The 22165-nt window shown below is 62.1% G+C and carries 19 protein-coding genes and 1 pseudogene; 8 read left to right on the top strand and 12 right to left on the bottom strand.

All coding sequences use genetic code 11. The features are described 5' to 3' along the window. Window positions 1–101: 101 nt before the first annotated feature. Window positions 102–635 carry a BA14K family protein gene (locus RGCCGE502_RS04460; RefSeq protein ID WP_016552973.1) on the top strand — a complete coding sequence of 178 codons (534 nt, stop codon included), beginning with the start codon at window positions 102–104 and terminating at the stop codon, window positions 633–635. Window positions 636–687: 52 nt separating this feature from the next. On the opposite strand, the gene RGCCGE502_RS04465 is transcribed toward RGCCGE502_RS04460, so the two are convergent. After that, window positions 688–1683, bottom strand: a complete 996-nt coding sequence (locus RGCCGE502_RS04465; protein ID WP_016552974.1) for a transporter — start codon at window positions 1681–1683, stop codon at window positions 688–690. A 215-nt stretch (window positions 1684–1898) separates the two neighbouring features. On the opposite strand from RGCCGE502_RS04465, the gene RGCCGE502_RS04470 reads away from it, so the two are divergent. The 3 genes from RGCCGE502_RS04470 to mcpU all read left to right on the top strand — a co-directional run bounded on the left by RGCCGE502_RS04470 (window position 1899) and on the right by mcpU (window position 6722). Then, window positions 1899–3677 carry an acyl-CoA dehydrogenase family protein gene (locus RGCCGE502_RS04470; RefSeq protein ID WP_016552975.1) on the top strand — a complete coding sequence of 593 codons (1779 nt, stop codon included), beginning with the start codon at window positions 1899–1901 and terminating at the stop codon, window positions 3675–3677. Between the two features lie 9 nt (window positions 3678–3686). Next, window positions 3687–4439, top strand: a complete 753-nt coding sequence (locus RGCCGE502_RS04475; RefSeq protein ID WP_016552976.1) for a crotonase/enoyl-CoA hydratase family protein — start codon at window positions 3687–3689, stop codon at window positions 4437–4439. Between the two features lie 192 nt (window positions 4440–4631). Further along, window positions 4632–6722 carry a methyl-accepting chemotaxis protein McpU gene (mcpU, locus tag RGCCGE502_RS04480; RefSeq protein ID WP_016552977.1) on the top strand — a complete coding sequence of 697 codons (2091 nt, stop codon included), beginning with the start codon at window positions 4632–4634 and terminating at the stop codon, window positions 6720–6722. 58 nt (window positions 6723–6780) lie between these two features. Here mcpU and RGCCGE502_RS04485 read toward each other — a convergent pair whose 3' ends face one another. Continuing rightward, complete coding sequence (locus RGCCGE502_RS04485) at window positions 6781–8031, bottom strand: class I SAM-dependent RNA methyltransferase (protein ID WP_016552978.1); 1251 nt, start codon at window positions 8029–8031, stop codon at window positions 6781–6783. After that, window positions 8028–8774 (bottom strand): TlyA family RNA methyltransferase, encoded by a 747-nt coding sequence (locus RGCCGE502_RS04490; protein WP_016552979.1) that lies wholly within the window; start codon window positions 8772–8774, stop codon window positions 8028–8030. Before RGCCGE502_RS04490 ends, RGCCGE502_RS04485 begins: the two co-directional genes overlap by 4 nt. A 474-nt stretch (window positions 8775–9248) precedes the next feature. Here RGCCGE502_RS04490 and RGCCGE502_RS04495 point away from each other — a divergent pair. Continuing rightward, window positions 9249–11148: pseudogene (locus RGCCGE502_RS04495) on the top strand (methyl-accepting chemotaxis protein). Window positions 11149–11223: 75 nt separating this feature from the next. Here RGCCGE502_RS04495 and dxs read toward each other — a convergent pair. The 4 genes from dxs to RGCCGE502_RS04515 all read right to left on the bottom strand — a co-directional run bounded on the left by dxs (window position 11224) and on the right by RGCCGE502_RS04515 (window position 15486). Beyond that, on the bottom strand, window positions 11224–13146 hold the full coding sequence (dxs, locus tag RGCCGE502_RS04500; RefSeq protein WP_016552980.1) for a 1-deoxy-D-xylulose-5-phosphate synthase: 1923 nt from the start codon (window positions 13144–13146) through the stop codon (window positions 11224–11226). A gap of 106 nt (window positions 13147–13252) precedes the next feature. Further along, entirely contained in the window at window positions 13253–14176 is a 924-nt protein-coding gene (locus tag RGCCGE502_RS04505; RefSeq protein WP_016552981.1) for a pirin family protein, read from the bottom strand. A 120-nt stretch (window positions 14177–14296) separates the two neighbouring features. Further along, window positions 14297–14548, bottom strand: a complete 252-nt coding sequence (locus tag RGCCGE502_RS04510) for an exodeoxyribonuclease VII small subunit (protein WP_003545921.1) — start codon at window positions 14546–14548, stop codon at window positions 14297–14299. Window positions 14549–14550: 2 nt separating this feature from the next. Next, window positions 14551–15486: a histone deacetylase family protein gene (locus RGCCGE502_RS04515; RefSeq protein WP_016552982.1), complete on the bottom strand. Its 936-nt coding sequence runs from the start codon at window positions 15484–15486 to the stop codon at window positions 14551–14553. 160 nt (window positions 15487–15646) lie between these two features. Between RGCCGE502_RS04515 and RGCCGE502_RS04520 the strand changes: the two genes are divergently transcribed. Continuing rightward, a complete protein-coding gene (locus RGCCGE502_RS04520) occupies window positions 15647–16042 on the top strand; it encodes an acyl-CoA thioesterase (protein WP_016552983.1) in 396 nt (131 codons plus the stop codon). Here RGCCGE502_RS04520 and RGCCGE502_RS04525 read toward each other — a convergent pair. From RGCCGE502_RS04525 to RGCCGE502_RS04535, 3 genes are read right to left on the bottom strand one after another with little or no spacing between them, the layout of a single operon-like run. Next, window positions 16039–16602 carry a biotin transporter BioY gene (locus tag RGCCGE502_RS04525; RefSeq protein ID WP_016552984.1) on the bottom strand — a complete coding sequence of 188 codons (564 nt, stop codon included), beginning with the start codon at window positions 16600–16602 and terminating at the stop codon, window positions 16039–16041. The two genes, RGCCGE502_RS04520 and RGCCGE502_RS04525, sit on opposite strands and share 4 nt — an antisense overlap. Before the next feature lie 23 nt (window positions 16603–16625). After that, a complete protein-coding gene (locus RGCCGE502_RS04530; RefSeq protein ID WP_016552985.1) occupies window positions 16626–17234 on the bottom strand; it encodes a CbiQ family ECF transporter T component in 609 nt (202 codons plus the stop codon). Further along, entirely contained in the window at window positions 17231–17908 is a 678-nt protein-coding gene (locus tag RGCCGE502_RS04535) for an energy-coupling factor ABC transporter ATP-binding protein (RefSeq protein WP_016552986.1), read from the bottom strand. Before RGCCGE502_RS04535 ends, RGCCGE502_RS04530 begins: the two co-directional genes overlap by 4 nt. Before the next feature lie 148 nt (window positions 17909–18056). Here RGCCGE502_RS04535 and RGCCGE502_RS04540 point away from each other — a divergent pair, with 148 nt between their 5' ends. Together RGCCGE502_RS04540 and RGCCGE502_RS39170 are read left to right on the top strand one after the other, a co-directional pair. Continuing rightward, on the top strand, window positions 18057–19247 hold the full coding sequence (locus RGCCGE502_RS04540; RefSeq protein ID WP_016552987.1) for a winged helix-turn-helix domain-containing protein: 1191 nt from the start codon (window positions 18057–18059) through the stop codon (window positions 19245–19247). A gap of 123 nt (window positions 19248–19370) precedes the next feature. Beyond that, window positions 19371–19715 (top strand): KTSC domain-containing protein, encoded by a 345-nt coding sequence (locus RGCCGE502_RS39170; RefSeq protein WP_016552988.1) that lies wholly within the window; start codon window positions 19371–19373, stop codon window positions 19713–19715. Window positions 19716–19814: 99 nt separating this feature from the next. On the opposite strand, the gene ribB is transcribed toward RGCCGE502_RS39170, so the two are convergent. Beyond that, window positions 19815–20918 (bottom strand): 3,4-dihydroxy-2-butanone-4-phosphate synthase, encoded by a 1104-nt coding sequence (gene ribB / locus RGCCGE502_RS04550; RefSeq protein WP_016552989.1) that lies wholly within the window; start codon window positions 20916–20918, stop codon window positions 19815–19817. Between the two features lie 11 nt (window positions 20919–20929). Further along, window positions 20930–22027, bottom strand: coding sequence for a chorismate synthase (aroC, locus tag RGCCGE502_RS04555; protein ID WP_016552990.1), 1098 nt, complete (start codon window positions 22025–22027; stop codon window positions 20930–20932). Between the last annotated feature and the right edge of the window lie 138 nt (window positions 22028–22165).

Genomic DNA, 22165 nt, shown 5'->3' on the forward strand with positions numbered 1-22165 from the left:
AACGGAAAGTCGCACCAGCGTCATGAAAACCGGTCATTGGAACGTTTTCGTCGTCCCGGTGTTATCGAGCGCGCGTATTCCAACCTGGAAATGGAGATTCCATGACTGGATTTTTTAAGAAGATAGCGATTGCCGTCGTTTCCCTTGTCACGCTTGCCAGCGGCTATGCACCCTCGCAGGCGATGCAGATGCCAGCTTTGTCGCAGGTCCAAAAGTCGGGTGAGGTTCAGAACGTTCAGTATTGCCGCGGCCCCTATTGCCGCCCCGGCTATCGCCCCGGATACCGGCCGGGCTACTATCCCGGCTACCGCCCTGGCTATTATCCGGGTTACCGCCCAGCTTATCGCCCAGCCTATCGGCCTGGCTGGTACGGTGGCTATCGTGGCTATCCCTATTACCGAAACGGCTACCGTTACTACAACGGCTACTGGTTCCCGCTTGCCGCTTTCGGCGCCGGCGCAGTGATTGGTGGCGCGATCGCCTCGCAGCCGACCTATGTAGCGCCTCCGCCGGCCGCTCCGCTCGCCTCGGGCCATGTCGCCTGGTGCGAAGCGCGCTACCGCTCCTATCGCGCCTACGACAATACCTTCCAGCCATACAACGGCCCGCGCCAGCAGTGCGTTTCGCCGTACTGAGTGAAGCTGGATACGCCTCAAACGCCCGGCAGTGATGCCGGGCTTTTTACGTTCAGAGAATGCGGACGCGCTTCAGCAGCCACCATGCCAACACTATCGAGGCGATGATCAGCGCCACCGCATATTCGGTGCCGCCGCTCCCTTCGGCAAAAGGCAGGTTGGTGGTGTTCATGCCAAAGAAACCCGTCACCAACGTCGGAGGCAGCAGGAAGGCTGTCATGATCGATAGAATGTAGAGGTGACGGTTCGTCTCGGACGACAGTTTCGAGTCGATTTCTTCATGCAGCAGGCGGGCGCGGTCTTGCAGGGCGTAGATGTCGTGATCGACCGTTTCGAGGCGGCTCGTCAACCGTCCGGCAACATCATCGAAGCCAAACGGCATCTCGTCGTCATGCGAAGCGGCGGCGCGGCGCATCAGGGCCAACACCGTTCTCAGGTGCCGGTGTAACCGAACGACCGTGCGACGGACGGGCGCGAGCCGCAAGCGTTCGTCGCGCGGCGCTGCGTCATAGACGAAATCCTCGATGGCATTGAGCTCCTCGGTCATCTCCATCACGATCAAGATCAACGTACGCTGGAACTCGATCACCAGGGTTTCAAACAGATCGACAGGCCGTTCGAACTTCTTGGGGTTCTTCTCGACCATGACGCGAACGCGCTCGATGCTGCGCAGCGGCTGCAGCCGGGTCGTGATGATGAAGCAATCGGAGATCGCAAAATGCAGCCAACCGAGATCGGCGGTTTCGCGATCGAACTCACGTTGGCAGTCGACGAGGGTGCCGTAGAGCATTTGTTCGTCCACGGTGATGGCCGCATGCGTATCGCGCGTGACCAATGCTGCCTTGGCATCGTCACTCAGGCTCTCGATCGTGTCCAGCAGAGCCGGAACGCGGGCGTCGGCCAAGTTGAGGTGCAACCAGTAGAAGCCACCGCCATTCGTCAGTTCGGTTTGCGGCGCGCTGTTCGCAAGGCGTATTGCCTTGCCGCCCTCCGGCGGAAAGCGGTAGGCCCACACGAGTCCCGGGATGGTGGCGGGCAAAGTATCCATTGGTGCGCCGGTCCTCTTGCGATGGCGGTATGTGTCCTTAGAGACTCTCTATGACGGTTGTTTGTGCAAGTGCGCAATACTGCAGACATCGTACTTCCCGGCGGATTGTTGTTGGAAGTTTAAAATTGACGTTTACGTAAAAATCAATTAGCTCTGCCGATGGAGGTGCCGGAGGGCTTTGCGGCTCGACGGCCTGCGATGCGAGGAGATCGAGAATGTACAAAGCGCCCGTCGAAGAGATAGCGTTCACGCTGAAGCACGTTGCCGGATTGGGAAGCGCGCTCGACGCGGGTCTGCTCGGCGAGCTCGGGGAGGATCTCGTCGATGCCATTCTGTCGGAAGCGGGACGATTTGCCACAGATGAAGTGGCTCCGCTCGCGGAGATCGGCGACCGCCAGGGATCGCGGCTTGTCGATGGAAAGGTCGTGACACCCGATGGCTGGCGCGATCTCTATCAGAACTGGATAGCCGGCGGTTGGAACGGATTGACCGCTCCTGAACAGTTTGGTGGGCAGGCGCTGCCGCACATGCTGAACGTTGCTGCGCTCGAGATGTGGAACTCCGGCTCCATGGCCTTCGCGCTCTGCCCGACGCTGACCATGGGAGCAATCGAGGCGATCAACAGCCATGCGTCCGACGAACTCAAAAATACCTATCTCGCAAAGCTCGTTTCCGGTGAATGGACCGGCACGATGAACCTGACGGAGCCGCACGCCGGCTCCGATCTCGGCGTGCTCAAGACGCGTGCCGAGCGCCGGGATGACGGCACCTACCGCATCTTCGGCCAGAAAATCTTCATAACATGGGGCGAGCACGATGCCGCCGACAACATCGTTCATCTGGTGCTCGCTCGGCTGCCGGATGCGCCAGCTGGAACGCGCGGGATTTCGCTGTTCCTGGTGCCGAAGTTCCTTGTCAATCCGGACGGTTCGCTCGGCGCCCGCAACGATCTCTTCGCGCATTCGCTGGAGCACAAGCTCGGCATCCACGGCTCGCCGACCTGCACAATGATCTATGGCGACGGAAAGTTCGGCTCCGAGAAGGGCGCGATCGGCTGGCTGGTCGGCGAGGAGAACAAGGGTCTCGCCTGCATGTTCACGATGATGAACAACGCCCGGCTTGCCGTCGGCATGCAGGGCGTTGCCGTTGCTGAGGCCGCGACGCAGAAGGCTATCGCCTATGCCAAGGAGCGTACCCAGGGCAAGGCGCCCGGCTGGACCGGCGGTGGCATGAGCCCGATCATCGAACATCCAGACGTTACCCGCATGCTGCTGACGATGAAGGCCCTGACTCAGGGCGCCCGGGCGATTTCCTATGCCTGCGCCCATGCGATCGACATGTCGCATCGCGCGTCCGACGGAAAGCAGCATTGGCAGGAACGCGCTGCGCTGCTGACGCCCATCGCCAAGTCCTTCTCCACCGATGTCGGCGTCGACGTTGCTTCGCTGGGCATCCAGGTGCATGGCGGCATGGGCTTCATCGAGGAGACGGGTGCAGCGCGCTATCTGCGTGATGCCCGTATCGCGCCGATCTACGAGGGCACCAACGGCATTCAGGCAATCGATCTGGTCACCCGCAAGCTGACACTCTCGAACGGCGATCATGTCCGCGGCTTCATCGCCGAATTGAACGAGATTGCCGATCAGGTCCGCCATTCCAATCTGGATGGCTTCGGCGCGACGGCAAACCAGCTCGACGCAGCGATAACCGATCTCGGCGAAGCGACAGACTGGCTGTTGGCGAAGATTGGCGATGGCAAGACGACTGAGGCGCTAGCCGGCGCGACACCCTATCAGCGTCTCTTCGGCCTCGTCCTGACCGGCTGCTACCTTGCCAAGGGCGGGCTCGCACCGGCGCAGGATGGTGGCGCCGAGCGGCGGATCGCGCTCTGCCGCTTTGCCGCGGAAAATCTTCTTTCGGAAGTTACGGCGCTGAAGGACTGCGTCATCAACGGCGCCGCAAGTCTCGCAGCCGCCAAAATCATTCTTGCCTGAGGAACCATCATGACAGAGCACGTCATCGTCGAGCGGGATGCAGGGCATCCCGGCATCCAGATCATCCGTTTCAACCGGCCGGAGAAGAAGAATGCGATTACCCGCGCCATGTATCGGACGATGGCGGACGCACTGGTAGCCGCCAATGACGACGCGACGATCCGGGCGACGGTTTTCCTCGGCACCGAAGGCTGCTTCTCCGCCGGCAACGATCTCGGTGATTTCCTGGCTGCTGCGATGGGCGGGGCCATGCCGCGGGAGATCGTCGAATTTCTCTATGCCATGGTCCGCTCCGAAAAGCCGATCGTCTCCGGCGTGGACGGGCTGGCGATCGGGATCGGAACGACGATGCATATGCACTGCGACCTGACCGTCGCCTCGCCACGCAGCCAGTTCCGCACGCCGTTCGTCGACCTCGCTCTCGTTCCGGAAGCGGCGTCCAGCCTGCTTGCGCCGCGTATCATGGGACAGCAGCGCGCCTTTGCGCTTCTGGCTCTCGGCGAAGGCTTCTCCGGCGAGGAAGCGCGGGAAGCCGGACTTGTCTGGAAGCTCTGCGTGCCCGATGAGGTCGAAACCACGACGTTGGCGACCGCTGCAAAGCTTGCCGCCAAGCCGCCAGAGGCGCTGAAGATCGCGCGAAACCTGATCCGTGGCGACCGCGAGGAGATCATAGCCCGCATCGACGACGAGGCACGCCACTTCTTCGAACGCCTGCACAGCGCCGAAGCGAAAGCCGCCTTCGAAGCCTTCATGCGCCGCTGATGCGAAATGTTTGAATTTCGTCAAATTTTAAGGCTGTTTTAAATGCCCCTCTAATATTAGGGGCATGACGGCGCGCTGATGTCGCGGTCGTCCGGGCGCATGAGGCGCTTTGTTCAGCTTTGCCCATAGCCTGCGCATCGAGCAGCCCGCGTTCGTCAAACACGGCGCGGACCGCTCACGAAAGGAAAATACTTGAAAAAGAAGACGAATTTGATGACGCGCATCCTCGTTGCCGCGTCTGCCGTTGTCCTCGTGGCGTTTGCCGCCTTTTCCTATTACATCAATTCCGTCGAGCAAAGCACCGCGACGGCGGCAATCGAAGCCAACATCAACTCTTCGGGCGAGCAGGCTGCGCACAGCCTGGCCAACTGGATGAATGGCCGCGTGACGCTGACCGCCATGGTGGCCAACGCTATCGGTCGCGCCGCCGATCAGAAGGGCGTCGAAACCGTGCTCCAGAATGATGTTCTGACCAGCCAGTTCGTCAGCACCTATTTCGGTGACGAGCAGGGCGTCTTCACCATGTGGCCGAAGTTGCCGATGCCGGACGGCTATGATCCGCGCAAGCGCCCCTGGTATCAGGATGCAGTCAAAGCCAACGCCAGCGTCATGACCGAGCCCTATGTGGATGCCTCGAGCGGAGATCTCATCATCAGCTCGGCAGTTCCCGTCAGCCGCGGTGGCAAGCTGGCCGGCGTCGTCGGCAGCGACTTCTCGCTGAAGACCATGGTCGACATGATCAAGGAGATCGACCTTGGCGGCAAAGGCACCGCCTTCCTCGTCAACAAGAGCGGCCAGATCCTGATTCATCCGGATGCGAAGCTCGTAACCAAGACACTCGCTGACGCGTTTCCGGCTGAGACCCCGGCGATCAAGTCGGGTCTTGTCCCGACCCAGTTCGCTGGCAAGGACGTGCTCGTCAGCTTCATGCCCGTTGCCGGTCTTCCGTCGGTCGAATGGTATCTCGGCTTCGTCGTCGACAGTGATGCAGCCTTCGCCTCGCTAAACGAGTTCCGCATTGCCGCAACCGTTGCCACTATCCTTGCCGTCGGTCTGATGATCGCGGCGATGGCCTGGCTGCTACATGGCCTTGTGATCCGTCCAGTCACCGACATGACCGCTGCGATGCAGAAGCTTGCCGCCGGCGACCTGTCGGTCACGATTCCGGGCGAGCAGCGCCGCGACCAGATCGGTTCGATGGCCGAAGCTGTTGCCGTCTTCAAGAACAACGCGATCGACCGCGAACGTCTCGAAGGCGAGGCGGAAACCGGCCGCGCCCTCACCGAGCGTGAGCGTCTGGACCGCGAGCAGCAGAAGAACCGCGAGGCCACCGAAATCCGTCACGCCGTCGATGCGCTTGCAAGCGCTCTGGGGGCATTGTCGGAAGGCAATCTCGGCCATCGCATCGACACGCCGTTCGCGTCGCATCTCGACCGTCTTCGCACTGACTTCAACAGCGCCGTCACCAAGCTCCACGGCGCCCTGCATGCCGTTGGCAACAACGCGCATGCGATCGACGCCGGCGCAAGCGAGATCCGCACCGCAGCGGATGGTCTTGCCCGCCGTACCGAGCAGCAGGCAGCCTCGGTCGAGGAAACGGCCGCGGCGCTCGAAGAGATCACCACGACCGTCAAGGACACCGCGCGTCGCGCCGAGGAAGCCGGCAATCTCGTCTCGCGCACCCGCAACGGCGCCGAAGAGTCCGGCAACATCGTCCGCAAGGCCGTGTCAGCAATGACCGAAATCGAACAGTCGTCGCAGAAGATCGCCAACATCATCGGCGTCATCGACGATATCGCTTTCCAGACCAACCTGCTCGCGCTGAACGCCGGTGTCGAGGCGGCACGCGCCGGCGAAGCCGGCAAGGGCTTTGCCGTCGTCGCCCAGGAAGTGCGTGAACTGGCACAGCGCTCGGCCCAGGCTGCGAAGGAAATCGAAAGCCTGATCACTGCGTCGAATAGTCAGGTTCGCTCAGGCGTCACGCTCGTCGGCGACACCGGCAAGGCGTTGGAAGCAATCGTCGGCCAGGTCCAGGAGATCAGCCGCCACGTGGACGCGATAGTCACCGCGACGCGCGAGCAATCGACCGGACTTGCCGAGATCAACACTGCCGTCAACACCATGGACCAGGGTACGCAGCAGAACGCCGCCATGGTCGAGGAGCAGACGGCGGCAAGTCATGGACTGGCGCAGGAGGCGGCAAAGCTGATGCAGCTTCTTGCCCAGTTCAACCTGCAGGCGGCATCCCACGGGGCACCATCATACGGCCGCCGCGCTGCCTGATTGCCGCTAATCGGAAGAACGGACGCCCGCGCTTGCCGCGGGCGTTTTCTTTTGGCGTCTACTTTTCGAGAGTCGCCACGACCTCGACATGCGGCGTCCAGAGAAATTGGTCGATCGGCGTCACACCGGTGATGCGATAACCGCCCTCGACGAGCAGCGCGAGATCGCGCGCGAGCGTTACCGGATTGCAGCTGACGGCCACGATTTTCTTGACCGCCGACCGGGCCAATTCCTTGCATTGAAACTCGGCGCCGGCACGCGGCGGATCGAAGACCACCGCGTCGTAGACTTTCAGTTCGGAGGTCATTAGCGGTCGGCGGAAAAGGTCCCGCTTTTCGACACTGACGGGCTTGAGGCCCTGCGTGTTGCGGGCGGCGTGATCCAGCGCCGCCAGCGGCTTCTCCTCGCTCTCGACCGCATGCACGCGGCCGACACGAGCGAGGCGAAGGGAGAATGTGCCAGCTCCGGCGAATAGATCGGCGATGCGCTTGGCCTTGCCGACATGCGCCAGAACCAGTTCCGCCATCGCGTCTTCCGCCGGCTTGGTCGCCTGCGTGAAGCTGCCGGGTGGCGGCACGACGTTGACGCCGCCGAAATCGACGACCGGCTTCGATGGTTCAACGAGGATTTCTCCGTTCAGCGAGACGCGAGCGATGCCGCGCATGCCAAGCACGATCTCGATCGCCTTGCGACGCTGCTGGTCGGAGAGTTTCTTGATGCCGTCGACAGCAAGATCGAGGCCGGAGAGGGTCTCCAGTACCGCAATACGGAATGCCTCGGCGTTGTTGGCAAGTGCCGCCCCAATCGCCTTGATCGCCGGCAACCTGGCCATGATGCCCGCCGACGAGATGGGACATTCCTCGATGGCGACGATGTGGTGGCTCTCGGCCTGATTGAAGCCGATCAGCATGTCCTTCTCTGTCCGCCGTGCGGCGAAGACGACACGCCGTCGTTCTCCGGGATGAGCGGCAACGAGGTCGGCGACCTCATGCGTCAATCCCTTCGATTTCAGTGCATCGACGACGAGCTGGCGTTTGAAGCTGCGGTAGGCCGCATCGTTCATGTGCTGCAGGCTGCAGCCGCCGCAGGTGCCGTTCAAGCCATCCGGTCCGAAATGTCGGCACGGTGGGTCCTGGCGCTCGGCGGATGGTTCCGCGATCGACATCAGCGTGCCTTGGCTCTTGACGCGCGCGATGGCGACGGTTTCGCCAGGCAGCGTGAACGGCACGTAGATCGGACCACCGTCGGCATGAGCGATTCCGTCGCCCTGGGCGCCGAGCTTTTCAATCGTAACTGTTTGCGTGCTCACGGTTTCGTTCCTGCGAGTAGAAATTCCTGATTGCCGTCGCCACCGGCGATCGGGGAGGGGATCAGCCCAAGACCGTGCCAGCCCATGTCCTCGACGAACCAACGTTCGAGTTCGGCCGCGACGTCAGGCGCAGACGACGGATCCTTGAGAAGTCCGCCCTTGCCGATCGCATCGCGTCCGGCCTCGAACTGCGGCTTGACGAGGATGGCAGCGACCGCTCCCGTCTCGGCAAGATCAAGCGCGGGGGCCAGCGCCAGCTTCAGCGAGATGAAGGAAACGTCGGAGACGATGAAGGTGACCGGGTGCCCGATATCCTCGGCCGTCAGGTTGCGGGCGTTGAGGCCCTCGATGTTGGTCACGCGAGGATCGCTCGATATCCGCTGATGCATCTGGCCATGGCCAACGTCGATCGCGGTGACATGCGCCGCACCGTGCGCCAACAGGACCTCGGTGAAGCCGCCGGTCGACGCGCCGACGTCGAGACAGTGCTGTCCCGAGGGGTCGAGTTTGAAATGATCGAGCGCCGCTGCAAGCTTCAGCGCGGCGCGGGACACGTAGTCCTGAGCCGGATCATCGATCTCGATTGCGGCATCCTCGTCGAACAGCGCGCCCGCCTTGGTCACCACCCTTCCGCCCACTTTCACGGTACCGCGCTGCACGGCGTCGCGGGCGCGGGAGCGGCTGGAGAAGAGGCCAAGACTGACGAGCAGCTGGTCCAAACGTTGCGTGTTCTGATCTGACATGCGCTGTCCATGACGGGCAACGTCATCAGTTGCAAGTCTTTTGTTGCAAGGCGACGCCGGGTCTAATCCCAGGAATTCGTCCCACTTCGACCGACTTTGGTCCCGTTTTGCCCCACGTTTCGCAAATTTCCGCTAGCGTCGAGCATAAGGGTTCCGGTGTAGCCTTGGCCGGGACCACCCAGTGTCAACTCCTTGCCTTTGCCAAGAGATTGGAAAGTTCCTTGCCGGTCATTGCGTCGCGCCGCCGCCGGGCCGCAAATCGCGAGCGTCGCTGCTGCGGCGCACAAACTTAAGCAAATTTAAAGCCCACGGTCATACGGTCAGGTAGATTGCAGCGACCGCCCGAAGGTCGCTTCCCCGCCATGATGGCCTCCTCCCAACTGCCGATCATGTTCCTCATCCGCCGAATTTTCCGGGCATGAACTGAACGTGCCCGCTTCCCCATGGCCACAGGCCGTCAGGAGAGATTGACTGATGCTTGCTAGAAACACGTCCTTGAACGGTAAGCTCGCCGCGACTTTCGCTGTGCTGATCCTTATCTTTCTATCCGTTTCCGCCTTTGTTTACTCGAAAGCCGCTGCCGTTTCGGCCGCCTCCGAGCAGCAGAAGAGATCCGAGCGCCTGGTCAACCAGATCGACGACGCGCTGCAGGCAATGCTCGAACAGGCGGTGAACCTGCGCGGCTTCCTGCTTTTCCGCAGCGACAGCACTTATGGCGATATCTTCGCCAACCGCGAGCGCATGCTGAAGGCGATCTCAGCCGCGCGCGAGACCGCGGCAGGCAACAGCGACTTCCTCCAGCAGATCGACGGCATGCAGAAAGCTGCTGACCTCTACTTCCACGAACTCGCCGAGCCGCAGTCGAAGGCGCGCAAGGAAACCGACATGCCGGTCGACCAGATCGTCAAGATCGGCGTCAACGAAACCAAGGGCCAGCTCGACGGCTTCCGCCAGGCGTCCGCCAAGATCAAGGCTGCTGCCCGTGAAGAGTCGACCGCCCTCGCGGCCGTTCAGGCCGATGCCAGCAGCGATCTTCGCGTCACGCTGCTGACCGGCGGCATCGCTGCAGCTCTCGCCGCCGGCTTGCTTGCCTGGATGCTGTCGCGCAGCATCGTTCGCCCGATCGTTGGCATGACGTCTGCCATGGGCCGTCTGGCCGGCGGTCAGAACGACATCGACGTTCCGGCGCTCGATCGCCAGGACGAAGTCGGCCGTATGGCCCAGTCGGTTCTCGTCTTCAAGGATGCCGCGATCGAGAAGTTGCGCCTTTCCGGCGAAACCGATCGCATGCGCAGTGATGCCGAGCGCCAGCGTCAGATGAGCGACGACCAGAAGGCGCGCGAGGAGGCGGAACTCCGCTTCGCCATCGAAGGCCTCGCAGGCGGTCTCTCCGATCTTGCCAATGGCAATGTCGCCATCCGTATCACGACGCCCTTCGCGTCTCAGTTCGACCGCCTCCGCAATGACTTCAACAACGCCGTCGAGAAGCTGCAGGCTGCCCTTCAGTCGGTTGGCCGCAATGCGTCCGCCATCAATGCCGGCGCCGGCGAAATCCGCTCGGCTGCCGATGATCTCGCACGCCGCACGGAGCAGCAGGCCGCAGCCGTCGAGGAGACCGCAGCTGCGCTCGAGGAAGTCACGACGACCGTTCGCGACTCCGCCAAGCGCGCCGAGGACGTCGGCCAGCTGGTCGAGCGCACGCGTTGCCGCCATGCAGGAAATCGAGAAGTCATCGGACGCGATCAGCAACATCATCGGCGTGATCGACGACATCGCCTTCCAGACTAACCTTCTTGCCTTGAACGCCGGTGTTGAAGCCGCTCGTGCGGGCGAAGCGGGCAAGGGTTTTGCCGTCGTCGCACAGGAAGTGCGCGAGCTCGCACAGCGCTCGGCAAATGCCGCCAAGGAGATCAAGTCGCTGATCAACACCTCGGGCACGCAGGTCAATTCAGGCGTCTCGCTCGTCGACGAAACCGGCAAGGCGCTCGCCGAAATCGTCGGTGCGGTCCAGGAGATCAACAAGCACGTTAGCGCCATCGTCACCGCAACGCGCGAACAGTCGGTCGGCCTGCAGGAGATCAACACCGCCGTCAACAACATGGATCAGGGCACGCAGCAGAATGCTGCCATGGTCGAGGAACAGACGGCGGCGAGCCACTCGCTGGCGCAGGAAGCAGCCGCTCTCGACGATCTGCTCGGTCAGTTCAATCTCGGCCATGTCCGTGCTGAAGCTCCAAGGGCGGCCGTCGCCAGCCCTGCGTCACGCCCGGTTGCATCGCCGGCCCGCGCGCTAACCCGCACGGTGGCCAAGGCCTTCGGCGGCGGCAGGGCTGCAACGGCTGCCGCGGTTCAGGAGGACTGGACGGAATTCTGAGCTTACGGCTGCACAAACACCAAAAAGAAAGGCCCCGCTTTGCGGGGCCTTTTTCGTTTGATTGATGTCATCGACTTAGCCGGCGGCGCCGACGCCGAAGGCTGCAGGGCGTCCGAGCACGCGGAAGACGGTCGAGACGATCCCGGCGCGGTCGAGACCGGCATGAGCGTTCATCACCTCGGGCTTTGCCTGCTCCATCCAGAGATCGGGCATCACAAGCGACCGGATTTTCAGGCCGTTGTCCAGCAGACCGTCAGCCGCCAGGAACTGCATGACCTGGCTGCCGAAGCCGCCAACGGAACCTTCCTCGACGGTGATCAGGATTTCGTGGTGGCGGGCAAGCTGGCGGATCAGGTCATGATCCAGCGGCTTGGCGAAGCGTGCATCGGCAACCGTGGTCGAAAGGCCGGCTGCGTCCAGATCCTCGGCGGCAAGCAAACAGTCGGCGAGCCGGGTGCCGAACGACAGCAGCGCCACCTTCGCGCCTTCCTTGATGACGCGGCCCTTGCCGATCTGCAGGATCTCGCCGCGGACGGGCATTTCGATGCCAACGCCCTCGCCGCGAGGATACCGGAACGAGATCGGGCCAGCATCATAGGCGGCGGCGGTACGCACCATATGTTTCAGTTCGGCCTCATCGGCCGCTGCCATGACGACGAAGCCGGGCAGGGTGGCGAGGAACGCCGTATCGAACGAGCCCGCATGCGTCGGGCCATCGGCGCCGACGAAACCGGCGCGATCGATCGGGAAGCGAACCGGCAGGCCCTGGATCGCCACGTCGTGGACGACCTGGTCGTAAGCGCGCTGCAGGAAAGTCGAGTAGAGCGCGGCAAACGGCTTGAAGCCCTCGGCGGCGAGGCCGGCGGCGAAAGTCACCGCATGCTGCTCGGCAATGCCGACATCGAAGCACCGCGACGGGAAGACGCTCGCGAGCTTGTCGAGGCCGGTACCATTAGGCATGGCGGCAGTGATGCCGACGACCTTGTCGTCAAGCTCTGCTTCCTGCACCAGCGCTTCGGCAAAGACGCTCGTGTAGCTCGGCGCATTCGGCTTCACCTTCGCCTGGGCGCCGGTGATGACGTCGAACTTGTTGACGCCGTGATACTTGTCGGCAGCGGCCTCCGCTGGCGCGTAGCCCTTGCCCTTCTGCGTCACGACATGAATCAGAACCGGGCCTTCCGCATGGTCGCGCACGTTGCGCAGCACGGGCAGCAGGTGTTCGAAGGAATGACCGTCGATCGGGCCGATATGGTAGAAACCCATCTCCTCGAACATGGTCCCGCCGGTGACGTAGCCCCGCGCGTGCTCGACGGCGCGGGTAATGGCGCGGTCGACCTTCTTGCCGAGATATGCCGTCAGCTTCTTGCCGAAATCGCGGAAGCCCATGTAGGTGCGGCCGGAGGCAAGACGCGCGAGATAAGCGCTCATCGCGCCGGTCGGCGGCGCAATCGACATGTCGTTGTCGTTGAGGATGACGATCAGCCGGGCGTCGAGCGCGCCGGCATTGTTCAAGGCCTCATAGGCCATGCCGGCCGACATCGCGCCGTCGCCGATCACGGCGATCACACGGCGGTCCGTCTTGTCGAGTTCGGAGGCAACCGCCATGCCGAGGCCGGCGGAGATCGACGTCGAGGAGTGAGCGGCGCCAAACGGGTCGTATTCGCTTTCGGCGCGGCGCGTGAAGCCGGAAAGTCCGTCTTCCTGGCGCAGCGTGCGGATGCGGTCGCGACGACCGGTGAGGATCTTGTGCGGATAGCATTGGTGCCCGACATCGAAGATCAGCCGATCTTCAGGCGTGTTGAAGACGTTGTGGATGGCGATCGTCAGTTCGACGACGCCGAGGCCGGCACCCAGATGCCCACCGGTCTTGGATACCGCATCGATCATCTCGTCGCGGACTTCGCGCGCCAGCTGCGGCAGGTCGCGATCCTCCAGCTTTCGGAGGTCGGCCGGATAGGTAACCTTGTCCAGCAGCGGCGTCTTCGGCGGTTGTGTCACGGGTGGGCGCTCTTTCTTGTCTTTCTTGGGCGGGATGCCTTTAAGCCATAAATTGCGGTGAAAAAAGTCGATTTCAAGAACGGCTGTACCTCCTTTCTAAAGGAGATCAGCCTTCGGGCAAAGGTATGAATTCTTCTTCGTCCCCCGGAACGATGTCGAACTTGCCGGTCCGCCACTCTTCCTTCGCCTTTTCGATGCGCTCTTTCGAGGAGGAAACGAAGTTCCACCAGATGTAGCGTTTCGAGTTCAGCGCTGCTCCGCCGAACAGCATGAGATGACAGCCCTGGCTGCCCGCTTCGAGCGTAATCTGGTCGCTGGGACGGAAGACAAGCAGCTGGTCGGCGGCAAACCTATCGCCCGATATCACGACCTCGCCTGACAGCACGTAGGCGGCACGCTCCTCGTGCCCTGCGGCAAAGGGAAACGTCACGCCGGGTTCGAGACTGATGTCGACATAAAGCGTGTCGGAGAAGACCTTGACCGGCGATTTCATCCCCTCGAAGTCGCCGATGACGACGCGCCCGCGCATGCCGCGCTCGTCGATGACTGGCATGTCCGTCTTTTCGGTATGTGAAAAGGAAGGATCGATCTCCTCCTTGTCATCGGGCAGCGCCAGCCAGGTCTGCAGGCCCGACATCAACAGCGGGTGCCCGCGCAGATTATCAGGCGTGCGCTCGGAATGAACGATACCGCGTCCGGCCGTCATCAGATTGATGTCGCCGGGGCGGATGACTTTCTCGGTGCCGAGGCTGTCGAGGTGGCGGATTTCGCCGTCGAAGAGGTAGGTCACCGTCGAAAGCCCGATATGCGGGTGTGGCCGGACATCCAGAGCCTCGTTCGGCTTCAGGATCGCCGGCCCCATGCGGTCGAAGAAGATGAACGGTCCGACGAGCCGCCGTTCTCGGGTCGGCAGCGCTCGACGGACCTGAAAGCCTCCGAGATCGCTGGTGCGCGGGATGATTAGGTTTTCGATCGCGTCGCAGGCGAAGGCATCGCCGGGCAGGGGGTCTTTACCGGGGAAGAAGGACATCGCAGATCTCCGATGAGCGTTCGTTCTACGCTAGCCCGATTGACGATGGCGGACTAGGAAAACTTGTCGCCCGAAAGGCGACGCTCCGTTCAGGATGATGACGATTTCAGGTGCGTCAGCTTATGCGCCGTCCAGCGGCTCCACGCCCTGTGGCTTCCCAGCGCGGTCGAGACGGATCTTTTCGATGCGGTTTTCGGCGGCCGAAAGCAGCGTTTCACAATGCTTCTTCAGCGCTTCGCCGCGCTCGTAGATCTCGATCGATTCATCCAGCGCCACGTCGCCGCGTTCCAGGCGGGCGACGATGCTTTCGAGTTCTGCCACGGCCTTCTCGAAAGAAAGACCGGAAACCTCCGGCTTGGCGCTGTCAGTCATACTCAACCCTTCATCATTCTTAGAATATGCAGGCCGGCCGATTCGGCGAGGCCTTCGAGATCATAGCCGCCTTCCAGAAGGCTGACGACCCGGTTTCCGGCACTTTTGTCGGCCACCTCGAGCAGACGCCCGGTCGCCCAGTCGAAATCCTCGCCGACGAGGTTGATCTGCGCCAGCGGATCGCGGTGATGCGCATCGAAGCCCGCGGAGATGATAATCAGGTCGGGCCGGAAATCTGAAAGCGCCGGAAGCACCCGCGATTTGAACGCCTCGCGGAAGTGATCGCTGCCGACATTCGGCGACAGCGGCGCATTGACGATGGTGCCGTGCTTGCCGTTCTCGTCCTTTGCACCGGTGCCGGGATAGAGCGGCATCTGGTGCGTCGAGCAGAAGAGAACCGATGGATCGTCCCAGAAGATGTCCTGCGTGCCGTTGCCGTGGTGCACGTCCCAGTCGACGATCGCCACGCGCTCCGCGCCGTGCGCCTTCTGGGCATGGCGGGCGGCGATCGCAGCATTGTTGAAGAAGCAGAAGCCCATCGCCGTCGATTTTTCGGCATGGTGGCCGGGTGGGCGGGCCGCGACGAAGACGTTGTCGGCCTTGCCGGTAAAGACGTCATCGACCGCGGCCATCGCGCCGCCGATCCCGGTCAGCGCCGCCTCGAAGCTCTTTCGGCTGGCATAGGTATCGGCCTCCAGCTGATTGATCTCGCCATCCTCTTCCGGCACTTGGCGCAGCACTGCCAACAGGTGCTCTTCGGGATGGGCGAGCAGAACGGCTTCCTCGGCGGCCTGCGGTGCGCGCTTGCGGTCAAGCCCCGCGAAGTTCGGATGCTCGAGCGCCACGTTGATCGCCCGCAGGCGGTCGGACCGCTCGGGGTGGCCGGCGGGCGTCACGTGTTCCAGGAAGATCGGGTGCTCGTAAAGGCGGGTGGTCATGGGATCACTCTATCTATCCGTCCCGTCATGATCCACAGCAGATGGGGTTCAAGCCGGCGATTTCAACAAGCGCATGGGACGATCGCCTCATCGGTCCTCCGTTTACTTCGGACGGGCTCACGGCTAGTGTTTACGAAGGGGAAATTTGGTAGAAAGATCAATGACCGAGGTCACGCGCACCGTTGAGATGAATGTGCCGTTCCGCGACGTCGACATGAACGGCCAGGTATTTTTGGGTTCCTACATTTCCTATGCCGAGTCCGTGCTGGCGACCTTCTGGTCGTCGCGGCCTCAGCTTGAGAGCGAACCACTTTACATTGCCAGCAAGGTGACCTGCATCCTCCATCGGCCGCTGCATTACGATGAGCGGGTCGTGTTCACCGCCTCGGTCGACAAGATCGGTGTGCGTTCGGTCGGCTTCATCATCGCAGCCGATACCGGCGGTGAGCGCGCCGCCGAAGTCGAAATCATCTGGCAGGCGCGCTCACGCCAAGATCGGTCGCCGGTCGCGCTTCCGGAAGACACGCGCGACTGGCTTTATGGTTTCGTCGACTAGCTACGCACTGGCAGGAGGGGATAGCCGACCATGACGGCACGGCCGACGAGTGCTGCAACGAACGCCTTGACGACGTCGCCGGGGATAAAAGCCATCGAACCCAAAAACGCCTTGGAAAGGCCAAGCTGGGCGGCGAACGCCAGATAGACGATGCCGCAGGCGTAGAGGACCACGATGCCGCCGATCATCGCTGCGAGGAAGAAACCGACGGTCTGCACCAGCGCCGATTGCTCTGACTTGACCAGTCGCTCGCTGAGATAACCGGTGACGAAAGCGGCGAGCACCCAGCCGATCAGGAAGCCGGTGGTCGGTGCGGCGAAAGCAGCAAGCCCGCCGCGGCCACCGGAAAGCACCGGAAGGCCGATTGCGACAAGCACGAGGACGATCAGGACGGCAATGGTGCCTCGGCGCGCGCCGAGCACGACACCGGCCATCATGACTCCCAACGACTGCGCCGTGATCGGCACCGGAATGAAGCCGAGCGTGATCGGCGGCAGAATGCCGAGTGCGACGATGATAGCCGCGAAGAGGGCGGAGAGAACGAGGTCGCGAGTGCTCATGCGGGGCTCCTGTTAGCGAGTTCTCAATTGACATGCCGCCGAACGCCGCGCGCGTCAATTGCCGCCGCAATGTTATCCGCATCCCTCAGCGTCAGAATGATCAGCGGTACGAGCACGGTTGTTGGCCGCACCTTGATGCCACGCGCCGCGTGAGCCTCGCGGATGGCGCGATAACGATCGAGGATCTCGGGAACGAAGCGGACAACGAGCCCGACGGCGAGGCCGACATCGTCGGCCCGGAGAAGTCCGAGGCGCTCGAGCGGCCGGGCAAGCAGGGTAATTTCGTCGATGAATTGCGCAATCGTCGTCGTTGCCGTCACGGCAGTGGCAAAAAGCATCAACGCCGTCAGACGCAGCAGGGCAACGATCGCGACATGCCAGGGATTGAAGGCAAGGCTGAACAAGGCAACGATGAGGATCGTCAGGAAGATCGGCTTCAGCCGCGCGAGCGCCGATCGTGGCGGAAGGCCGATGCTGAAGTAGACCGCGGCCGCCGCCAGCACGGCCAGGGCAAGCAACATCAGGTTCGCCGTAAGGAAGAGCATGACGCCGAGGGCCGCAAGTACAAGCAGCTTGGCGCGGGCCGAAACCCGATGCATGCCGCTGTTGCCTTCGACGAAAAGCGACTTCATCGGCTCGCGATCTCCCTGTAGCGGCGGATCGCTTCGCCGGCCTGCGCATCAGCGACGAGATTGCCTTCGTGGAAAACCAGCACACGCTCGTAGCCGGTGAGCAACTCGAGATCATGGCTGATGACGATCGCGCTCTCGGGAAGGCCATCCACCAACCCGTGTACGAGACCGCGATTCTTTAGGTCCAACTGGTTGGTCGGCTCGTCCAGAATGAGAATGTCTGGACCTGTCGCGAGCACAGAGCAGAGAGCTGCGAGTTGGAGTTCCCCGCCCGAAAGCTCGTGCGCCCGGCGGTCAGCGAGATGAGCGGCGCTGAAGCGCTGCAGGACCGCTTCCACCTTCGACGCGATCTCCGCCGGTTTGTAGCCGCGGCTCTTCAGGCCGAAGGCGATATCGTCGCGTACAACCGGCAGGATGATCTGGTTTTGTGGTGACTGGAAGATGAAGCCGACATCGGTGAGGACGGCCTTGGCGTCGGCCGTATCGCGACCGTTGACGATCACACGCCCGACACTCGGCTTTGTCAGGCCATTGATCAGGCGCGCAAAGGTCGTCTTGCCCGAGCCGTTGAGGCCGATGATGCCGATGCGCTTTTCTGTGAGCTGCAGCGTCACCGGCGCCAGCGCGACGCGCGCACCATAGCTGACCCCTGCGCCTTCGAAACGGATATCCACCTGGTCCCTCGTGAATTGAGAGGCCGTTCTATAACGAATTTCGAGCTTTGAAAGCTCAAAATCTCGCAATGAATGCCGGCCGCTCCTACTTGATGGTCGTGCCGACTTACCGGGTAGCTAGGAACATTTTCCGTTCTATGATGTGCACATGACGAATCTCATTTCGAATTCCGATGCCCGCCGCATATTCCTCGCCAAGCAGGGCCTGAGCGCGCCGCCGAACAAGGCGCTGACGAAGGCCGGCCTGCTGGAGCTCATCCACGAACTCGGCTTCGTGCAGGTGGACAGCATCCAGACGGTCGAGCGGGCCCATCACCAGATTCTCTTTTCCCGCAACCAGACCTACAAGCGCGAGCACCTGACGTCGCTACTGGAGAAGGAAGGCTCGTTGTTCGAGCATTGGACGCATGATGCCTCGATCCTGCCCAGCGCCTTCTTCCGATACTGGAAACACAAGTTTCGCCATGAGGAAGAGGTGATCGGCGAGCGTTGGCGAAAATGGCAAGGGGAGGGGTTCGAGCACGCCTTCGACGAGACATTTGAACGCGTCACGCGCGATGGCGCCATCATGGCACGCGAGATCAAGGCGGACGGGCACGTTTCCGGCGGTTGGTGGAACTGGCACCCCAACAAGACGGCGCTGGAATATTTCTGGCGCACCGGCAAGTTCGCCATCGCCGGACGCTCCAACTTTCAGAAGATCTACGATCTCGTCGAACGCGTCATTCCCGCCGAGTTTCACGAGCCGGAGGTCAGTTACGAGGAGTTCGTCGACTGGGCCTGCCGCAGCGCGCTGACCCGCCTTGGCTTTGCCACGCATGGCGAGATCGCCGCCTTCTGGGATCTGCTGTCGCCGGACGAAGCCAAGGCTTGGGTCAACGCGCATCGCGACGAGTTGGCCGAGGTCCTGATCGAGCCGGCGCTCGGTGGAAAGCCGCGCCCTTCCTGGGCCTTCCCCGATCTGCTCACGAGCATTCAGGACTATCCCGACGCGCCGCCGCGCGTGCGCGTGCTCAGCCCCTTCGATCCGATGATCCGCGATCGCAACCGCACCGAGCGGCTCTTCGGCTTCTTCTATCGCATCGAGGTTTTCGTGCCTGAGCCGAAGCGGGAATACGGTTATTATGTCTTCCCGTTGCTCGAAGGCGACAAGCTGATCGGCCGCATCGACATGAAGGCCGATCGCAAAGGCGGAAGCCTCGACGTCAAGCGTCTGTGGCTGGAACCGGGAGTACGCTCGTCGGCCGGGCGGATCGAAAAGCTGCTCGCCGAACTTGACCGACTGGCCAAATTCACCGGCGTTGGACAGGTCGTTCTAATGGATGGTTGGCAAGGCTGAACGGCGCTCGTCGATACTCGATATTTTATGAAATTTCATCGCAATTACAAAGAATTAATATTGATGCTGGCTTTACCATACTTGTCTTGAACTCTTTAAGAGCCGCCTGCGTAGGTTGGCTGCATGAAAACACGAGCCATCAAATTCGCCGCATTGGCGGCACTGAACAGCCTTCGCCGTGAAGTGAGGGCCTTGCTGCGCAAGCGGCGCGATGCGCGCGCCGCCACGATCATCACACGCGCCGGACGGCTGGCGAAGATGGAGCCGTTGGCGGTGAAATCGACGCTGATCGATGCGGTCTATTTCAGCCAGGAGGATGGCCGGCTTCGTGTCTGCCTGAGCAATGGCGAAGAGCGGCAGTTCGAGGGCGTGGCGGAATCAGAGGTGATCGCCATGGTCACCTCCCAATCGCCGGGAAAATATTATATCGAAAACGTCAGGGGCCGCTTCAAGCGCATCGCCGCTTGAGCGTGAAGCAGGCGGTGCCGACTGGGTCGACGCCGAGCTGCAACGCCTGGCGTAGCTCTCAGGCGTCGAGAACGTCGCCGATCTCGGCGGATGGCTGGCTTAGTAGATCTCGGTCTTCGAAATCTTGATGCCGAAGCCTTCGAGGCCGACGTAGTGGCGCTCGCGGCTTGTCAGCAACCGGATCGATGAGACGCCGAGATCCTTGAGGATTTGCGCGCCGAGACCGATCTCCAGCCACTCGCTGTCGCGGACCTGGGCCTCTGCATGTGCCTCTCGGCCTTGGCTGCGCGCTTTGCGACCGCTGTCATGGTGGCCAACTCCGACGGAGCCTTCGCGCAGGTAGACGATGATGCCTCGGCCTTCCTCGGTAATCTTCTTCATGTAGTGGTCAACAGGCCGGCGTTTTCCGAACAGGTCGTCGGCGACATTCTCCGGATGCAGACGAACCGGAATGTCGATACCGTCGCGGATGTCGCCGAAAACGACGGCGAGGTGCTGCATCGTATCCCAAGGGAGCGAATAGGTGTGTGCCTTGGCCTTGCCGAAGGGCGTTTCGATGTCGAAGCTCTGACCGAGCTCGATCAGCGTCTCCTTGCGTTGGCGGTAGGCGATCAGGTCGGCAACCGACACCAGCTTGAGGCCGTGCGTCTCCGCGAATTCGACGACCTGTGGACCACGCGTGACGGTGCCGTCGTCGTTGACGAGTTCGCAGATGACGCCGATCGGCGGAAGGCCGGCGAGCTTGCAGAGATCAACAGCGGCTTCCGTATGGCCGGAACGCATCAGTACGCCGCCCTCACGCGCGACGAGCGGGAAGATGTGGCCCGGACGCACGAAGTCCGCAGCGCCGACATTGGGGTTGGCGAGATTGCGCACGGTAAGCGTCCGGTCATCGGCCGAAATGCCTGTCGTCGTGCCATGCTTGAAGTCTACCGAAACGGTGAAGGCTGTCGTGTGCGCCGAGTCGTTTTCGGCAACCATCGCATTGAGGTTGAGCCGACGAGCTTCCTCCTTCGGCATCGGCGTGCAGACGATGCCGGAGGTGTGACGGACGATGAACGCCATCTTCTCCGCTGTACAGTGAACGGCCGCAACGATCAGGTCGCCTTCGTTCTCGCGGTCGTTGTCATCCATCACCACGACGATTTCGCCGGCCTCGAAGGCCCTGATAGCATCGACGACGCGCTTCTGATCGTAAGGCATATCTGTATTTCCTATTTCAGCCGGCCGGTCTGGCCGCGGTCACGGAGGTAATGGTCGGCGATGGCGCAGGCGACCATCGCCTCGCCGATCGGCACGGCGCGGATGCCGACGCACGGATCATGCCGTCCCTTGGTGCGGATATCGACATTCTTGCCGTCGGCATCGATGGATTGACGCTCGGTCAGGATCGACGAGGTCGGCTTGATGGCGAAGCGCGCGATAACCGGCTGGCCGGTCGAGATGCCGCCAAGGATGCCGCCGGCCTTGTTCGACAAGAACAAGGGCTTGCCGTCATTGCCCATGCGCATTTCGTCGGCGTTTTCCTCGCCGGTGATCTCGGCGGCTTCGAAGCCGTTCCCGATCTCGACGCCTTTGACGGCGTTGATCGACATCAGCAGCGAGGCGATGTCCTGGTCGAGCTTGCCATAGATCGGGGCGCCGAGACCTGCCGGCACGCCTTCGGCCACGACCTCGACGACGGCACCGATCGATGAGCCGTTCTTGCGGATGCCATCGAGATATTCTTCCCAGACGGGTACGATCGCGGCATCAGGCGCGAAGAACGGATTCTGGTCGACCTGATCCCAATCCCAGTTCTGGCGGTTGATCTTGTGCTTGCCGATCTGCACCAACGCGCCGCGCACCTTGACGTCAGGCACGACAAGACGGGCGATGCCGCCCGCCGCCACGCGCGCCGCGGTTTCGCGGGCCGAGGAACGGCCGCCGCCGCGATAGTCGCGGATGCCGTATTTCACATCGTAGGTGTAGTCGGCATGGCCGGGCCGGTACTGCCGCGCAATCTCGCCGTAATCCTTGGAGCGCTGGTCGGTGTTCTCGATCATCATCGAGATCGGCGTGCCGGTCGAAATCATCGTCTCGCCGTCGGCGTCCAGCATGACCCCGGACAGCACCTTGACCAGATCGGCCTCGCGACGTTGCGTCACAAAGCGCGATTGGCCGGGCTTTCGCTTGTCGAGCCAGACCTGAATATCCTCGAGCTTGAAGCGCAGACCGGGAGGGCAGCCGTCGACGACGCAACCGAGCGCCGGGCCGTGGCTCTCGCCCCAGGTGGTTACGCGGAAGAGATGACCGAATGTATTGTGCGACATGTGTCCCGACCGGATCACGCCAACCGGTCATCACCGGCGGCGTCCTTCATCTGAAAATGCGCGACACTCATAGGCCAAAAAAACGCGGCGGCAAAAGCCTTTCTTTGCTTGAAACGGCCAACGAAAGGAAATGGTGTT

Source organism: Rhizobium grahamii CCGE 502, from assembly GCF_000298315.2.
Taxonomy (GTDB): domain Bacteria; phylum Pseudomonadota; class Alphaproteobacteria; order Rhizobiales; family Rhizobiaceae; genus Rhizobium; species Rhizobium grahamii.

Bases quoted from the DNA above. Each gene is read 5' to 3' on its own strand.
- RGCCGE502_RS04460 (WP_016552973.1), top strand. From the start codon at position 102: ATGACTGGATTTTTTAAGAAGATAGCGATTGCCGTCGTTTCCCTTGTC.
- RGCCGE502_RS04465 (WP_016552974.1), bottom strand. From the start codon at position 1,683: ATGGATACTTTGCCCGCCACCATCCCGGGACTCGTGTGGGCCTACCGC.
- RGCCGE502_RS04470 (WP_016552975.1), top strand. From the start codon at position 1,899: ATGTACAAAGCGCCCGTCGAAGAGATAGCGTTCACGCTGAAGCACGTT.
- RGCCGE502_RS04475 (WP_016552976.1), top strand. From the start codon at position 3,687: ATGACAGAGCACGTCATCGTCGAGCGGGATGCAGGGCATCCCGGCATC.
- RGCCGE502_RS04490 (WP_016552979.1), bottom strand. From the start codon at position 8,774: ATGTCAGATCAGAACACGCAACGTTTGGACCAGCTGCTCGTCAGTCTT.
- RGCCGE502_RS04505 (WP_016552981.1), bottom strand. From the start codon at position 14,176: ATGTCCTTCTTCCCCGGTAAAGACCCCCTGCCCGGCGATGCCTTCGCC.
- RGCCGE502_RS04510 (WP_003545921.1), bottom strand. From the start codon at position 14,548: ATGACTGACAGCGCCAAGCCGGAGGTTTCCGGTCTTTCTTTCGAGAAG.
- RGCCGE502_RS04515 (WP_016552982.1), bottom strand. From the start codon at position 15,486: ATGACCACCCGCCTTTACGAGCACCCGATCTTCCTGGAACACGTGACG.
- RGCCGE502_RS04520 (WP_016552983.1), top strand. From the start codon at position 15,647: ATGACCGAGGTCACGCGCACCGTTGAGATGAATGTGCCGTTCCGCGAC.
- RGCCGE502_RS04525 (WP_016552984.1), bottom strand. From the start codon at position 16,602: ATGAGCACTCGCGACCTCGTTCTCTCCGCCCTCTTCGCGGCTATCATC.
- RGCCGE502_RS04530 (WP_016552985.1), bottom strand. From the start codon at position 17,234: ATGAAGTCGCTTTTCGTCGAAGGCAACAGCGGCATGCATCGGGTTTCG.
- RGCCGE502_RS04540 (WP_016552987.1), top strand. From the start codon at position 18,057: ATGACGAATCTCATTTCGAATTCCGATGCCCGCCGCATATTCCTCGCC.
- RGCCGE502_RS39170 (WP_016552988.1), top strand. From the start codon at position 19,371: ATGAAAACACGAGCCATCAAATTCGCCGCATTGGCGGCACTGAACAGC.
- ribB (WP_016552989.1), bottom strand. From the start codon at position 20,918: ATGCCTTACGATCAGAAGCGCGTCGTCGATGCTATCAGGGCCTTCGAG.
- aroC (WP_016552990.1), bottom strand. From the start codon at position 22,027: ATGTCGCACAATACATTCGGTCATCTCTTCCGCGTAACCACCTGGGGC.